13 protein-coding genes are annotated in these 13,824 nt (G+C 59.0%); all 13 read left to right on the forward strand.

Annotated elements, in window-relative coordinates; translation table 11 throughout:
* Positions 1–854 precede the first annotated feature (854 nt).
* The 13 genes from JN403_RS13045 to fliE all read left to right on the forward strand — a co-directional run bounded on the left by JN403_RS13045 (position 855) and on the right by fliE (position 13,815).
* On the forward strand, positions 855–1,787 hold the full coding sequence (locus JN403_RS13045) for a ketoacyl-ACP synthase III (protein ID WP_122624335.1): 933 nt from the start codon (positions 855–857) through the stop codon (positions 1,785–1,787).
* A gap of 101 nt (positions 1,788–1,888) precedes the next feature.
* On the forward strand, positions 1,889–3,184 hold the full coding sequence (locus JN403_RS13050; protein ID WP_205482711.1) for a 6-hydroxymethylpterin diphosphokinase MptE-like protein: 1,296 nt from the start codon (positions 1,889–1,891) through the stop codon (positions 3,182–3,184).
* Positions 3,181–3,429, forward strand: a complete 249-nt coding sequence (locus JN403_RS13055; protein ID WP_205482712.1) for a hypothetical protein — start codon at positions 3,181–3,183, stop codon at positions 3,427–3,429. Before JN403_RS13050 ends, JN403_RS13055 begins: the two co-directional genes overlap by 4 nt.
* Before the next feature lie 288 nt (positions 3,430–3,717).
* Positions 3,718–4,848 carry a flagellin gene (locus tag JN403_RS13060; RefSeq protein ID WP_205482713.1) on the forward strand — a complete coding sequence of 377 codons (1,131 nt, stop codon included), beginning with the start codon at positions 3,718–3,720 and terminating at the stop codon, positions 4,846–4,848.
* A gap of 295 nt (positions 4,849–5,143) precedes the next feature.
* Positions 5,144–5,992: a flagellin domain-containing protein gene (locus tag JN403_RS13065; RefSeq protein WP_037011586.1), complete on the forward strand. Its 849-nt coding sequence runs from the start codon at positions 5,144–5,146 to the stop codon at positions 5,990–5,992.
* A 71-nt stretch (positions 5,993–6,063) separates the two neighbouring features.
* A complete protein-coding gene (locus tag JN403_RS13070) occupies positions 6,064–6,453 on the forward strand; it encodes a flagellar protein FlaG (RefSeq protein WP_122534869.1) in 390 nt (129 codons plus the stop codon).
* A 77-nt stretch (positions 6,454–6,530) separates the two neighbouring features.
* Positions 6,531–7,970: a flagellar filament capping protein FliD gene (gene fliD, locus JN403_RS13075; protein ID WP_205482714.1), complete on the forward strand. Its 1,440-nt coding sequence runs from the start codon at positions 6,531–6,533 to the stop codon at positions 7,968–7,970.
* Between the two features lie 121 nt (positions 7,971–8,091).
* A complete protein-coding gene (gene fliS, locus JN403_RS13080) occupies positions 8,092–8,487 on the forward strand; it encodes a flagellar export chaperone FliS (protein WP_122534871.1) in 396 nt (131 codons plus the stop codon).
* A gap of 11 nt (positions 8,488–8,498) precedes the next feature.
* The gene (gene fliT / locus JN403_RS13085) at positions 8,499–8,795 is read left to right on the forward strand and encodes a flagellar protein FliT (protein WP_122624327.1); all 297 of its coding nucleotides are present in this window, start codon (positions 8,499–8,501) and stop codon (positions 8,793–8,795) included.
* Positions 8,796–8,964: 169 nt separating this feature from the next.
* Positions 8,965–10,440 (forward strand): sigma-54 dependent transcriptional regulator, encoded by a 1,476-nt coding sequence (locus JN403_RS13090; protein ID WP_205482715.1) that lies wholly within the window; start codon positions 8,965–8,967, stop codon positions 10,438–10,440.
* 120 nt (positions 10,441–10,560) lie between these two features.
* Positions 10,561–11,832: an ATP-binding protein gene (locus tag JN403_RS13095; protein WP_205482716.1), complete on the forward strand. Its 1,272-nt coding sequence runs from the start codon at positions 10,561–10,563 to the stop codon at positions 11,830–11,832.
* A complete protein-coding gene (locus JN403_RS13100) occupies positions 11,829–13,235 on the forward strand; it encodes a sigma-54 dependent transcriptional regulator (protein ID WP_205482717.1) in 1,407 nt (468 codons plus the stop codon). The genes JN403_RS13095 and JN403_RS13100 overlap by 4 nt, the downstream gene beginning before the upstream one ends.
* A 250-nt stretch (positions 13,236–13,485) precedes the next feature.
* A complete protein-coding gene (gene fliE / locus JN403_RS13105; RefSeq protein ID WP_065987290.1) occupies positions 13,486–13,815 on the forward strand; it encodes a flagellar hook-basal body complex protein FliE in 330 nt (109 codons plus the stop codon).
* Positions 13,816–13,824 lie beyond the last annotated feature (9 nt).

Genomic DNA, 13,824 nt, shown 5'->3' on the forward strand with positions numbered 1-13,824 from the left:
TCACTTGGGAATTGCGCTGTGAACACGAATGTGGGACCGGCTTTAGCCGGGAAGACGGCAGGCGTCACACCGCAAAAATGAGGCTGTACATCAGGGCCTCTTCCCGGCTGAAGCCGGTCCCACTAAAGCACGCGTGCGGCCAGTGAGATTGGCTGTGAACGCGAATGTAGGACCGGCTTTAGCCGGGAAGACTGCATTCGCCACACTTCAGAATCTCGGGTGCATATTAGGGCCTCTTCCCGGCTGAAGCCGGTCCCACTGAAACAATGCGTGCAGTCAGTGAGATTGGCTGTGAACGCGAATGTAGGACCGGCTTTAGCCGGGAAGGCGGCAGGCGTCACGCCGCAAAAATGAGGCTGTACATCAAGGCCTCTTCCCGGCTGAAGCCGGTCCCACTAAATCAATGCGTGCAGCCAGCGAGATTGGCTGTGGACGCGAATGTGGGACCGGCTTTAGCCGGGAAGACGGCAGGCGTCACGCCGCAAAAATGAGGCTGTACATCAAGGCCTCTTCCCGGCTGAAGCCGGTCCCACTAAAGCCATGCGGGTGTTCGCCGACCCGCCACAATCCCGTGACATCTTCATGTCAATTACCTGTCTGAGCGGCGATATGATGTTGCGCAGCACCCGTCGGTCAGCTAAAAGCTTGTAAAACTTTTGGTGACCTGTGGGTCATAACGGGCATCTTCACTGTATCGTGTTGGCGGGCCGTGACGTCGTCGGGCCGATTCCAGAGCGATTCTGGTATCGCTTTGGCGTGTACGTCGCCTTTTTTCAAGCCGCAAGCCCCGGATTTTCAACGCCCCGCTTAACCGCGCCGGGTGATGTTCAGCAGTTTTTTATTGGGAAGCCATGATGATTGGCATCAAGAGCATAGCGAGTTATGTGCCCACAGCCGGCGTCGACAATTACGCCCAGGGTGCCAAATTCGGAAAGGATGAAGACTTCATCCTTGGCAAGATCGGTTCCGCTTTTCTGCCGCGCAAAGACGACACCCAGGAAACCTCGGACCTGTGCGTTGAAGCGGTCAACCAGCTGTTCGCCAACAACCCCGGGCTGTCGCGGGACGCCATCGACGCCCTGATCGTCGTCACCCAGAACGGCGACGAAGAAGGTTTGCCGCACACGGCCGCCATCGTTCAACACAAACTCGGCCTGCCGACCCATGTCGCCGCGTTTGACATTTCCCTGGGGTGCTCGGGCTACGTCTACGGCATCTATGCGCTGAAAGGCTTCATGGAGGCAACCGGCCTGAAAAACGGCCTGCTGGTCACCGCCGACCCGTATTCCAAGATCGTCAACCCGGAAGACCGCAACACCACCATGCTCTTCGGCGATGCCGCCACCGCGACCTGGATGAGCGACGACGCCCCGTGGCAGTTGGGCAAATCCAAGTTCGGCACCGACGGCTCGGGCGCAGAGTTTCTCAAGACCACCGACGGCGCGTTCTACATGAACGGGCGTCAGGTGTTCAACTTCGCGCTGGTCAAAGTGCCTGCGCACCTCAACGAATTGCTCGAAGACTCCGGCCTGCAATCCTCCGACGTTGATGCGTTCTGCATTCACCAGGGCAGCGCGGCCATCGTCGATGCGGTCGCCCGTCGGTTCGAGGACGGCACGTCGCCAGAGAAATTCGTCAAGGATATGCTCGAGACCGGCAACACGGTGTCTTCCAGCATTCCGCTGCTGCTGGAAAAGCATGTGATGAACGCCACGTGGAAGCGCATCGCGGTCAGTGGTTTCGGCGTGGGCTTGTCGTGGGGCTCGGCGATCCTTTATCGTCCCTGACAGCGAATCACCGGGCTGCCTCCAGCCTGCACAACGGCGACGCTGATGATTCAGGTCGCCGTTTTGCTTTCTGCACCTCCCATCGGAAAAGGACTGCCGTCATGAGCGAGATTCTCCAGCGCAACCTCGCCGTGATCGAACAGCGCTGGCCCGACGTGGCCCAGCGGTTGAGCGCCGAAAATACCGAATCCATTCCTGCGCAGTTGATCGAAGGTCGACAATCGACCCTCAGCATTGGCGGCATCCAGCTCACCAGCCGCCATGATCGCCTCGGCGAAGCGCAAACCCAGGCAAAAAGCCTCCCCACCGACAGCCCCGTCGTGCACCTTTATGGCACCGGCCTCGGTGATCTGCAGAGGGTTTTGCTAGGCGAACACTCTCTGCAAGCGCTGCACGTCCATATCCTCAATGGCGCGTTGCTCTCATTGGTGCTCCAACTGCTGGAACAGGATGACTGGCTGTCCGACCCGCGCGTGAACCTCGCGTACGCCGATGCCCGCAGCGAGATTCGACTGCCGTTCTTCGCGCTGCCCGCCGAGCTGGTGCTGGCCGACGACAGCAGCGCACGGATCCGCGATCGGCTGGTCAGCGAAGTGCACGTCGCCTTCAACAACCAGGCCTTCGCCGCCGATACCCCCGACAACGCGCGCCTGCTGGAACAGGGCAGGGCACTGCTGCAAGGGGACACCGACGTCGCTGAACTGTTTGGCACTCAACCCGGGCGCGACGTGTTCGTTATCGCCACAGGGCCGAGTCTGCAACAGCATTTGCCGCGCCTCTTGATCACGTCAGACAGCACGAACCGCCCGCTGATCATTTGCGTCGACACGGCCTACGTGCCGCTGCGCAATCAGGGCATCACACCGGATGTTGTGGTGAGCATCGACCACCGCATTACCCCGCGGCATCTGCCCGCCGAGGGTTCTGCACACATCGCGCTGGTCTACGTGCCGGGCCAGGACGCCCAAATGCTGGAGGCATGGCAAGGCCCGCGCTATGTCGGCTATTCCACCAGCCCGCTGTACGCCCGGCTGCGTGAAGAAATTTCCAGAGCCACGTTGCATGTCGCCGGCAGCGTCATTCACCCGGCGGTAGACCTCGCGGTCAAAATGGGCGCTTCACGGATCACCCTGTTCGGCGCCGACTTCGCCTTCCCCGGCGGCAAGACCCACACCGGCTGGGAGGACGGCGACCTGGGGCCTGCCCTGAGCGTCGCCAAACACTGGGTCCGCGACGGCCGTGGCAACAAGGTCAAGACCCAGCTCAACTTCCGCAGCTACCTCATCGAACTCGAACGCTTCATCGCCCGCCACCCGCAGGTCACGTTCCTTAACACCAGCCGCGACGGTGCGTTGATCGCCGGCGCCCATTTCGACCCCGACTGGACCGCGCCATGACCTTGCCTGCAGACGTCATAGAAGAAGCCCGCGACTGCGCGAAGCTGTTTCGCCTGGGCCGCGATATCGAAGGCGCGCTGAAGATGGTCGAGCTGATCGACCGGTCTATGCCGCTGATGGATGGGGTCTGCGCCGAGAGACAGGCTGAGTGGGGGAGGGTGTTGGGCGCGATTCTGGCCTGCCAGGAGCGGCAGGATTGGTTGGGGGTGGCGGATTGGCTGGAAGTGGAGTTTGTTGAGATTTGATCTTTTCCGAATGCAGAAAAGCCAGAGAAAGTTCCTACGTTAGTTTCAGTTCTGTCTGAATCAAGTGGCTCGTAAGGGCCTTTTTTTTCAGTTTTTTTAATATTCAGTCCAGTGAATAACTTAGCTGTTTTATTACCCTGCAAGTGTAGTGGTAGTACAGCCTGCGGGAAGTGTTTGCTGTTAAAGCCCATGTGCAGATCGTCGATACCGGGACTGTAGGTTCTCCGGGAGAAATGGACTTCCCCGACATCAGAGAACCCTCCGTTTCTATCAACGAGGGAATTAAAAATGGCTTTGACTGTAAACACCAATATTGCGTCGCTGTCTGTTCAGCGGAACTTGAACCGGTCTTCCGATTCGCTGAGCACTGCGATGACCCGCCTGTCATCAGGGCTGCGCATCAATACTGCCAAGGACGATGCTGCTGGATTGCAACTTGCCACTCGACTGACAACTCAAATACGTGGCATGACTGTCGCGACACGTAATGCGGGGGCGGCTATATCCATTATTCAAACGGCTGAAGGAGCGTTGGATCAGTCTTTGAATAACTTGCAGCGGATGCGAGACCTCGCTGTGCAGGCCGCAAACGGTGATAAAGGCCCGAAAGAAAGGGATGCACTGAACGCCGAGTTTTTGAAGCTGACGGCCGAAGTATCCAGAACTGCCAAAGGTACAACGTTCGGCGCTGAGTTAAATTTGCTAGATGGAAGTGCGGGCGAACTGAGTTTTCAGATTGGTGCGAATGTCGGGGCTACCGAGAAGATCAGCCTTACGTTGGGGGACGATTTCTCCTCCGAATCAATCTTTGTGGCGACTGAAGATCGCGCGGCTGTTGCTGCAACTGCAACACATTCGGGCTCGGCGGCCATCGTCAAAGGTGATTACACGCCGCTCTCAATTGACGGCAGTGGGGCGCGCAACATCGTCAACACTGTCACGCCGCAGATGGCGACCGACATTGAAACGGCGAAGACCGGGCTCATTGCAGCTGAGGCTACTTTTGCAGGTATCCAAGCGCCTACCCAAGCGGAAGTCGACACCCTTAATCTCGCCAAAAAGGCGGTGACTGACGCCGAGAAAATCCTTGCTGATGCGAAGTCAGCAGATGAGGCACTTAACAAACCTGCCCGTACCGAAAACATCGAATACGCCATTAAGGCTCTTGATAAGGCGATCGGCAAGATCAACTCCGCACGCGCCGACCTGGGGGCCAATCAGAACCGCATGATGAGCGCCATGGAAAACCTCCAGAACATGACCAAAAACGCCACCGCGTCCCGAGGTCAGATTGAAGACGTCGATTTCGCTGCTGAGACCGCGGAAATGACTAAACAACAAACCCTCCAGCAAGCCTCCACAGCAGTCCTGGCCCAGGCCAACCAGCTACCAGCCGCCGTGCTGAAGCTCCTGCAATAACCCAAGCCTCTCTATAGAGAGGGCTACCACACCGGGCGCGCCGCAGGGGGCGCCCGTCTTTTGAGAACTGGTTAACAAATCGCCGGGTCAGGTTAAAGCTTCCGGGGAGTGCGCCGAAACGTTGTGTATCCCCGGACAACAAAATGCGGGGGTGGCGCTCTGGTGGCAAATAAATTTGAAAAAGCCCTCAAGCTCCTGGCAACCGCGACGATAAACATTACGTAGGTTCTCTAGGCCACACCCGGCGCTTGCCAGGGCCGGATAGCCGCAGCAAACAACTCACGAGGAATTCATCATGGCTTTAGGCGTAAACACCAACGTAGCTTCCCTGGCTGTTCAGAAGAACCTGTCCAAAGCTTCCGATGCACTGTCGACTTCGATGACTCGTCTGTCTTCCGGTCTGAAAATCAACAGCGCTAAAGACGACGCAGCCGGCCTGCAGATCGCAACCCGCGAAACGTCGCAAATCCGCGGCCAGACCGTAGCAATCAAGAACGCCAACGACGGCATCTCGATGGCTCAAACCGCTGAAGGCGCTCTGCAAGAGTCGACCAACATCCTGCAGCGTATGCGTGAACTGGCTGTTCAGTCGCGAAACGACACTAACGGCACGGCTGACCGTACCGCTCTGAACGCTGAATTCGGTCAGATGTCCGACGAACTGACTCGTATCTCGTCTTCGACCAACCTCAACGGCAAAAACCTGCTGGACGGTTCGGCTGGCACCATGACCCTGCAAGTAGGCTCGAGCACTGGCTCGGCTAACCGCATCGACCTGGTCCTGAGCTCCAAGTTCGACGCTACTTCCCTGTCGGTTGCAAGCGGTTCGGTTGCGATCACTGGCACCAGCGCCACCGCCAGCACCAACATCGACAACGCAATCACTGCAATTGACGCTGCTCTGGCAACGATCAACAGCACTCGTGCAAACCTCGGTGCTTCGCAAAGCCGTCTGACCAGCACCATTTCCAACCTGCAAAACGTTAACGAAAACGCCACTGCTGCACTGGGCCGTATTCAAGACACCGACTTCGCCGCTGAAACCGCTAACCTGACCAAACAACAGACTCTGCAACAGGCTTCCACCTCTGTTCTGGCCCAGGCTAACCAGCTGCCATCCGCTGTTCTGAAACTGCTTCAGTAATAACGGTTAGAGTTTGGCGGGGAGTATGCTTGCGTGCTCTCCCGCTTTTTACGTTCAAGAGGTGAGTGGACATGGACATAAGTAGCAGGCTCAATTTGTCTTATTCGATGGTCCAGTCGTTGCCCGCGGTGCCTGTGGTTGCTGACAAGCCAGCCGTGGCGCCTCAAGTCGTTTCTGCTCCGGCTGCTTCTGCGCAGTCCGAGACGTCGACAAGTAAAGACTCAGACCCAGGCAAGAAGTCAGAAGAACTGGAAGCGGCCGTCAAGCAAATGGAACAGTTCTTTCAGTCGGTTCATCGCAACCTGGAGTTCTCCATCGACGACAAGTCGGGGAAAGTGGTAGTGAAAGTGATCGCCACGGAAACAGGAGAAGTGGTGCGGCAATTGCCGTCCGCTGAAGCGCTGAAACTCGCCGACAGTCTGAAGAACGCAAACAGCCTGTTATTCGACGCGAAAGTTTAAATGGCATAAAACGTGAACGCTGCCTTTGGGCGTAGCGTGCTCGTCAACATGCTGACTACAACTGAAAGGAGATTCACATGGCTAGTCCAATTACACCTGCTACGGGCCTCGGCTCGGGTTTGGCAATCGGTGAAATCGTGACCGCATTGGTCAATTCCGACAAAACCGCCAAGCAAACCCAGATCACCACCCAGACCAAGCTGGTCACCACCAAGCTGTCGGGCATCGGCACGCTGCAATCGGCGATGTCGGCGTTCCAGGCGCTGGTCAATCCTCCGTCCGGCACCACCAGTAAACTGCAATTCACTGGCTACGCGGCGAAGTCTTCCGACGAAACCAAGATGACCGTGAGCTCGGATAACACCGCAGTGCCCGGCACCTATTCGATCAACGTCAAGAACATTGCCACCAGTTCGAGCGTCGCCACGGCTGCATTCGCCGGCGGTGCTACCAGTGCCATTCCGAGTGGGGACCTTACCCTCACTCAAAATGGCATTTCCAAGGCTTACACCATTCCGGAGGGGGCCACCCTGGCCTCGGTCGCGGCGCAGATCAACAAAGATACAAAAACCACCAACATCAGTGCCAACATCATCACGGACGACAAAGGCACGCGCCTGGTTTTCGGCTCGACAGTGACTGGTGCTGATTCCGAGATCACCACCAGCAGCAGCATTGCCGGTTTCACCATTGGTAAAACCGACAAGCTTGATGCGAACTCCGCTTCGTCGGCCGGTTACATTGGCGAGCCGCCAGTCAGCGCTTCTTTGACGATCAATGGACTGCAAGTCACGAGCAAAAGCAACACGGTCGACAAAACCCTTGGTGGGGTAACAATGAACTTGTTGCCCGGCAGTAACGGCACCACCACCACGGTGACGGTGAGCACCAACACCGACAACCTGAAGGCGTCACTGCAGGCCTTTGTCGATTCCTACAACGCGGTGCTCAGTGCCGTGACCACGGTGACGAAAGCTTCGGTCAGTGACACCCCGGACAAAACAACCGGCGCTACGGTCACGCCGGCCTCGCTGACCGGCGACGCAATGCCCCGTGCGATCATTTCGGCGTTGCGCAAAGAGTTGGTCACCACCGGTGCACCAGGCGAGCTGTCGGTATTGGCTCAGTTGGGCATCACGACCGGTCAGAGCGACGGCAAGCTGACACTGGACGACAAGAAATTCACCGCCGCGATGGATGCGGGGCTGGCGGGTGACGTTCAGCAGTTGTTCACCGGTACCGGAGACGGCAAGAACGGTTTGCTGGCCCGGATGAATGCGGCTGTCACGCCTTACACCCAGACTGGCGGCATTTTCGACACCCGCAAGACCAGCCTGAACAAACAGCAGAGCAACCTTCAGGATCAGCAAGCCGCGCTCGATTTGCGCGTCACGACCCTGACGGCCACCCTGACCGCCAAATACAACGCGATGGACTTGCTGGTGGGGCAGTTGAAAGCTTCGGCGACCAATATCACCTCGTTCTTCGATTCGCTTAACGCGCAGAAAAACGCGTAAACGTTGGCGCGCTGAAGATGACCCGGCCCTGGTGCCGGGTTTTTGGCATCTGGCCTTAAAGTTTTTTCAGGCCGTGTCGATACCCTCACTATAGAAACTTCGAGTTTTGCGAGGTAAGACAATGAACCGTATGGCAGCCCTTCGTCAGTATCAGAAGGTCAACTCACATGCCCAGACTGCAGTGGCCACTCCACACCGTCTGGTACAGATGCTGATGGAAGCCGGCCTTGACCGTATCGCCCAGGCCAAGGGCGCCATCGAGCGCAAGGACATCCCCGCCAAAGGGCTGTTGATTGGCAAGGCGATTGAAATCATCGGCGGTCTGCGTGAAGGTCTGGACATGGAAAAGCAGGCGGAAGCCCTGGCCCATGTCGACAATCTGTACGTGTACCTGATGAAGCGTCTGGCAGAAGCGAACATCAAATCCGATCCGAAGATCCTTGATGAAGTCAGCGGCCTGCTGACCACGGTCAAGGAAGGCTGGGACGGGATCGGCGAACAACAGCCCGTGCTCTGAAGGAGACACCCATGAGCGTTGCACTCAAGCGAATCGAAGAAACCCGTGAAGCCTTGGTCGATGCCCTCGAGCAGCGTGACTGGGAGGCAATCGGCCAGCTCGATATGGCCTGCCGGGCCTGCGTCGACGAAGTCATCAACCAGGCGAGCAACGATGAGCCTGAATTGCGAAACAATCTGGAAGAGCTGCTAGGCGTCTATCGCAAGCTTATTGACGTAGCTGTGGGCGAACGTCAAGCGATCGTCGACGAAATGTCGCAGATCCAGCGAGCGAAAAGCGCGGCAAAGGTTTACCATCTGTTCGGTTGACACTTGGTCCATAGCCAAAATATGTACGCCAAATAATTGACTGTGTACGGTTTTTTGACTTAACTAGTGAAGTTCACTAATTTCGGTGATTGACGCGTCTCAACGGACGAAACGAAAGCCAAGCTTGCCCGTGATCGGGCATCGAGTTGACTAGGGAAGTTGCTATTGCATGTGGCGTGAAATCAAAATCCTGCTGATCGATGACGATAGCCAGCGCCGCCGTGACATGGCGGTGATTCTGAATTTTCTGGGTGATGAGAACCTGTCCTGCTCCAGCACAGACTGGCAGCAAGTCGTGGGTTCGTTGACCTCCACCCGAGAAGTGCTCTGCGTGCTGGTCGGCAGCGTGAACGCCCCGGGCAGCCTTCAGGGCCTGCTCAAAACCGTGGCCGCGTGGGACGAGTTTCTCCCGGTCCTGCTGATGGGCGAGAACTCCTCGACCGAACTGGCGGACGATCTGCGCCGCCGGGTCCTCTCCACCGTCGAGATGCCGCCCAGCTACAGCAAACTGCTGGACTCCCTTCACCGCGCCCAGGTCTATCGCGAGATGTACGACCAGGCCCGTGAACGTGGGCGCCAGCGCGAACCCAATCTTTTCCGCAGCCTCGTCGGCACCAGTCGTGCGATTCAGCACGTGCGCCAGATGATGCAGCAGGTCGCCGACACCGACGCCAGCGTGCTGATTCTTGGTGAGTCCGGGACCGGCAAGGAAGTCGTTGCCCGTAATCTGCATTACCACTCCAAGCGCCGCGATGCGCCGTTCGTGCCGGTCAACTGCGGCGCGATTCCGGCCGAGTTGCTCGAAAGCGAACTGTTCGGCCACGAGAAGGGCGCTTTCACCGGCGCCATCACCAGCCGGGCAGGGCGCTTCGAACTGGCCAACGGCGGCACGCTGTTTCTCGATGAGATCGGCGACATGCCGCTGCCGATGCAGGTCAAGCTGCTGCGCGTCCTGCAGGAACGCACTTTCGAGCGCGTGGGCAGCAACAAGACCCAGAGCGTCGACGTGCGGATCATCGCCGCGACGCATAAAAATCTTGAAGACATGATCGTGATCGGCAGTTTCCGCGAGGATCTCTACTACCGTCTGAACGTGTTCCCGATTGAAATGGCGCCGTTGCGTGAGCGGGTGGAAGACATTCCGCTGTTGATGAACGAGCTGATTTCGCGGATGGAACACGAAAAACGTGGGTCGATCCGCTTTAACTCCGCCGCTATCATGTCTTTGTGCCGTCACGGCTGGCCTGGCAACGTGCGTGAACTCGCCAACCTCGTCGAGCGCATGGCGATCATGCACCCGTACGGCGTCATCGGCGTCTCCGAGCTGCCGAAGAAATTCCGCTACGTCGACGACGAAGACGAGCAATTGGTCGACAGCCTGCGCAGCGATCTCGAAGAGCGCGTGGCCATTAACGGTCATACGCCGAACTTCGGCAGCAGCGCGCTGCTGCCGCCTGAAGGCCTGGACTTGAAGGACTACCTCGGTGGCCTGGAACAGGGCTTGATCCAGCAGGCGCTGGATGACGCAAACGGAATCGTGGCACGGGCCGCCGAACGTCTGCGCATCCGCCGCACCACGCTGGTGGAGAAAATGCGCAAGTACGGCATGAGCCGTCGCGAAGGCGACGAGCAGGTCGAAGACTGACTGTCGATTGACGCGCCAAAAATAAACCGCTGATTTTTCAGCGGTTTTTTTCGGCACGAGGATTGCTATGTCTCTGGGAACATACCGTTTACTGACGGTTCGCTACCCGAGAGATCAACTATGCCCCAGGCCGCTCAGATGTCTTCCGAACCAGCTTTAGCCATGGGTTCGTTAGTGCAGCAGTCCCCGGAAGTGGCGAGCAGGCAAGGGCTTGAACAGGCCTTCGCATTGTTCAGCCAGATGTCGACTCAACTGACTGACTCCTACGGCCTGTTGGAAGCACGGGTCACTGAGCTCAAGGGCGAGCTGGCCGTGGTCAGCGCCCAGCGCATGCAGGAGCTGGCGGAGAAAGAACGCCTGGCGAACCGCCTGCAGAACCTGCTGGACCTGCTGCCCGGCGGCGTCATTGTCATCGACGGCACCGGCATGGTCCGGGAGGCCAATCCCGCCGCGCTGGATCTGCTGGGCGAGCCACTGATCGGCATGCTCTGGCGCCACGTCATCGCCCGCTGCTTTGCGCCACGCGAAGATGACGGCCACGAAATCTCCCTGAAGGACGGCCGCCGTCTGTCCATTGCCACTCGTTCCCTGGACGCCGAGCCGGGCCAACTGGTGTTGCTCAACGACCTGACCGAAACCCGCCATCTGCAAAGCCAGCTGGCGCGTCATGAGCGTTTGTCATCCCTGGGCCGCATGGTCGCGTCCCTGGCCCATCAGATCCGCACGCCGCTGTCGGCAGCAATGATCTACGCCAGCCACTTGGCCGAACAGGCCTTGAGCGTCGAAACCCAACAGCGCTTCGCCGGACGTTTGAAAGAGCGTTTGCACGAGCTCGAGCATCAGGTCCGCGACATGCTGGTATTCGCCCGTGGCGAACTGCCGCTGACTGACCGGGTGACGCCGACCGGGCTGGTCGCCGCCCTCGAATCCGCCGCCCAGACCCATGTGCGTGACGTGGCGGTGCGTTGGCAATGCGACAGCCCGACGGGTGAATTGCTGTGCAACCGTGACACGCTGGTCGGCGCGCTGCTCAACCTCATTGAAAACGCTGTCCAGGCCAGTGCCGGCCAGAGTGACGGGCGGCGCCGTATCAAGATTCATGCGTATAACCGCGGCAACACGTTGCGGCTGTGTGTGAGCGACAGTGGCAGCGGCATCGAGCCAGCGGCGCTGGCCCGCATCGGCGAGCCATTCTTCACCACCAAGGCCACGGGCACCGGCCTCGGTCTGGCGGTGGTCACAGCGGTGGCAAGGGCGCATCAGGGGCGTGTCGAATTCCGCTCGCGCCCGGGCCGTGGCACCTGCGCCATCGTGTCGTTGCCCCTGGTTCCTGGCGCCGGGACTGACCCTGGCGCTGGCGCATTGATGATTTCTTCAGGTGAGCGCCCATGACCCTCAACGTGCTGCTGGTTGAGGATGACCCTTCTCTGCGTGAAGCACTGGGCGAAACCCTGGCGCTCGCTGGCCATGCCTATGAAGCGGTCGGGTCGGCGGAAGAGGCCTTGATAGTCGCTGCCAATTCGTCGTTCAGTCTGGTGGTCAGCGACGTCAATATGCCCGGCATGGACGGCCATCAATTGCTGGGTCAGTTGCGCAGCCGCTACCCGCAGTTGCCGGTGCTGCTGATGACGGCCCATGGCACGGTCGACCGCGCGGTGGATGCGATGCGTCAGGGCGCGGCCGATTATCTGGTTAAACCTTTCGAGCCGAAGGCCCTGTTGGCATTGGTTGCCCGTCATGCGTTGGGTCGGCTCGGGCCGGCCGATGGCGAGGGGCCTATTGCGGTCGAGCCCGCCAGCGTGCAGTTGCTGAGCCTGGCCAGTCGCGTCGCGAAAAGTGATTCGACAGTACTGATCTCAGGCGAATCCGGCACCGGTAAAGAAGTGCTGGCGCGTTTCATTCATCAGCAATCGCCCCGCGCCGACAAGCCGTTCATCGCAATCAATTGCGCGGCGATCCCGGACAACATGCTCGAAGCCACGCTGTTCGGTCACGAGAAGGGCTCGTTCACCGGGGCCATTGCCTCCCAGCCTGGCAAGTTCGAACAGGCTGAAGGCGGCACCCTTCTGCTGGACGAGATTTCCGAAATGCCCATGGGCCTGCAGGCCAAGCTGTTGCGTGTGCTGCAGGAGCGGGAAGTGGAGCGGGTCGGCGCGCGCAAGCCCATCGCCCTGGACATTCGCGTAGTGGCGACGACCAACCGCGACCTGGTCGGTGAAGTGGCGGCAGGGCGTTTCCGCGAGGACTTGTTTTATCGGCTGTCGGTGTTCCCGCTCGCGTGGCAATCCTTGCGTCAGCGTCCCGCCGACATTCTGCCGCTGGCCGAGCGTCTGCTGGCCAAGCACGTCAATAAAATGAAACACGGGCCGGTGCGGCTGTCGGCCGAGGCGCAGAAGTGCCTGATCAGCTACGCCTGGCCTGGCAATGTCCGAGAGCTGGACAACGCGGTGCAGCGGGCGTTGATTCTGCAGCAGGGCGGCGTGATTCAGGCCGAGGACTTCTGTCTTGCCGGGCCGGTGACATTCGCCGCCGCGCCGGTGCCTCAGGTGCCCGCCATCGCAACCGGCGCCATGGAAGCGTCGCCCGATTCCACCGGCGGGGAAGGGGCCGGCGCCCTCGGTGAAGACCTGCGTCGCCGGGAGTTCCAGATGATCATCGACACCCTGCGGGCCGAGCGTGGCCGCCGCAAAGAGGCCGCCGAACGCCTGGGTATCAGCCCGCGTACGTTGCGCTACAAGCTGGCGCAGATGCGCGACGCGGGCATGGATGTCGAAGGGTTTTTGTTTGCCTCCTGAACCTGCCTGAAATGATCTGTGGGGAGCCGGCTTGCTGGCGAATGCCGAGTGTCAGACGCATCATTTTTGCCTGACCCGTCGCGTTCGCCAGCAAGTCGGCTCCGACGTTTATGTGTCCGTATAAATACTCATCCGAAGACTTTCATCAAACGTGGCACATTGCCGCTATTGGTCTGGCACCCTTGTTGCTAATGCTTAGGTAACCGCTGAATCCGTGTCAAAAATTTGCGGCCCTTTTGAGAGAAACGTCATGACCCAAGGTGTTGAATTTAATCGCTTGATGTTGGACATGCGCTCCATGCAGATGGATGCCATGGCTCAGCCAAAGGCAATCGCAGCGCCAGAACAGGCGGGTGCGAGCAGTTTTGCTGACATGCTCGGCATGGCGGTGAACAAGGTAAACGACACCCAGCAGGCGTCGAATCAGCTGTCGACCGCTTTCGAAATGGGCAAGAGCGGCGTGGACCTCACCGACGTGATGATCTCATCGCAGAAAGCCAGCGTTTCGTTTCAAGCGCTGACCCAGGTACGCAACAAGCTGGTTCAGGCGTACCAAGACATCATGCAAATGCCGGTTTGAGGACGATTT

Origin of the sequence: Pseudomonas sp. 15A4 (assembly GCF_016925575.1) — a bacterium.
Classification (GTDB): domain Bacteria; phylum Pseudomonadota; class Gammaproteobacteria; order Pseudomonadales; family Pseudomonadaceae; genus Aquipseudomonas.

What these genes read in the sequence shown, in the direction of transcription:
- JN403_RS13045 (WP_122624335.1), top strand. Translation starts at nt 855, where the DNA reads ATGATTGGCATCAAGAGCATAGCGAGTTATGTGCCCACAGCCGGCGTC.
- JN403_RS13050 (WP_205482711.1), top strand. Translation starts at nt 1,889, where the DNA reads ATGAGCGAGATTCTCCAGCGCAACCTCGCCGTGATCGAACAGCGCTGG.
- JN403_RS13055 (WP_205482712.1), top strand. Translation starts at nt 3,181, where the DNA reads ATGACCTTGCCTGCAGACGTCATAGAAGAAGCCCGCGACTGCGCGAAG.
- JN403_RS13060 (WP_205482713.1), top strand. Translation starts at nt 3,718, where the DNA reads ATGGCTTTGACTGTAAACACCAATATTGCGTCGCTGTCTGTTCAGCGG.
- JN403_RS13065 (WP_037011586.1), top strand. Translation starts at nt 5,144, where the DNA reads ATGGCTTTAGGCGTAAACACCAACGTAGCTTCCCTGGCTGTTCAGAAG.
- JN403_RS13070 (WP_122534869.1), top strand. Translation starts at nt 6,064, where the DNA reads ATGGACATAAGTAGCAGGCTCAATTTGTCTTATTCGATGGTCCAGTCG.
- fliD (WP_205482714.1), top strand. Translation starts at nt 6,531, where the DNA reads ATGGCTAGTCCAATTACACCTGCTACGGGCCTCGGCTCGGGTTTGGCA.
- fliS (WP_122534871.1), top strand. Translation starts at nt 8,092, where the DNA reads ATGAACCGTATGGCAGCCCTTCGTCAGTATCAGAAGGTCAACTCACAT.
- fliT (WP_122624327.1), top strand. Translation starts at nt 8,499, where the DNA reads ATGAGCGTTGCACTCAAGCGAATCGAAGAAACCCGTGAAGCCTTGGTC.
- JN403_RS13090 (WP_205482715.1), top strand. Translation starts at nt 8,965, where the DNA reads ATGTGGCGTGAAATCAAAATCCTGCTGATCGATGACGATAGCCAGCGC.
- JN403_RS13095 (WP_205482716.1), top strand. Translation starts at nt 10,561, where the DNA reads ATGCCCCAGGCCGCTCAGATGTCTTCCGAACCAGCTTTAGCCATGGGT.
- JN403_RS13100 (WP_205482717.1), top strand. Translation starts at nt 11,829, where the DNA reads ATGACCCTCAACGTGCTGCTGGTTGAGGATGACCCTTCTCTGCGTGAA.
- fliE (WP_065987290.1), top strand. Translation starts at nt 13,486, where the DNA reads ATGACCCAAGGTGTTGAATTTAATCGCTTGATGTTGGACATGCGCTCC.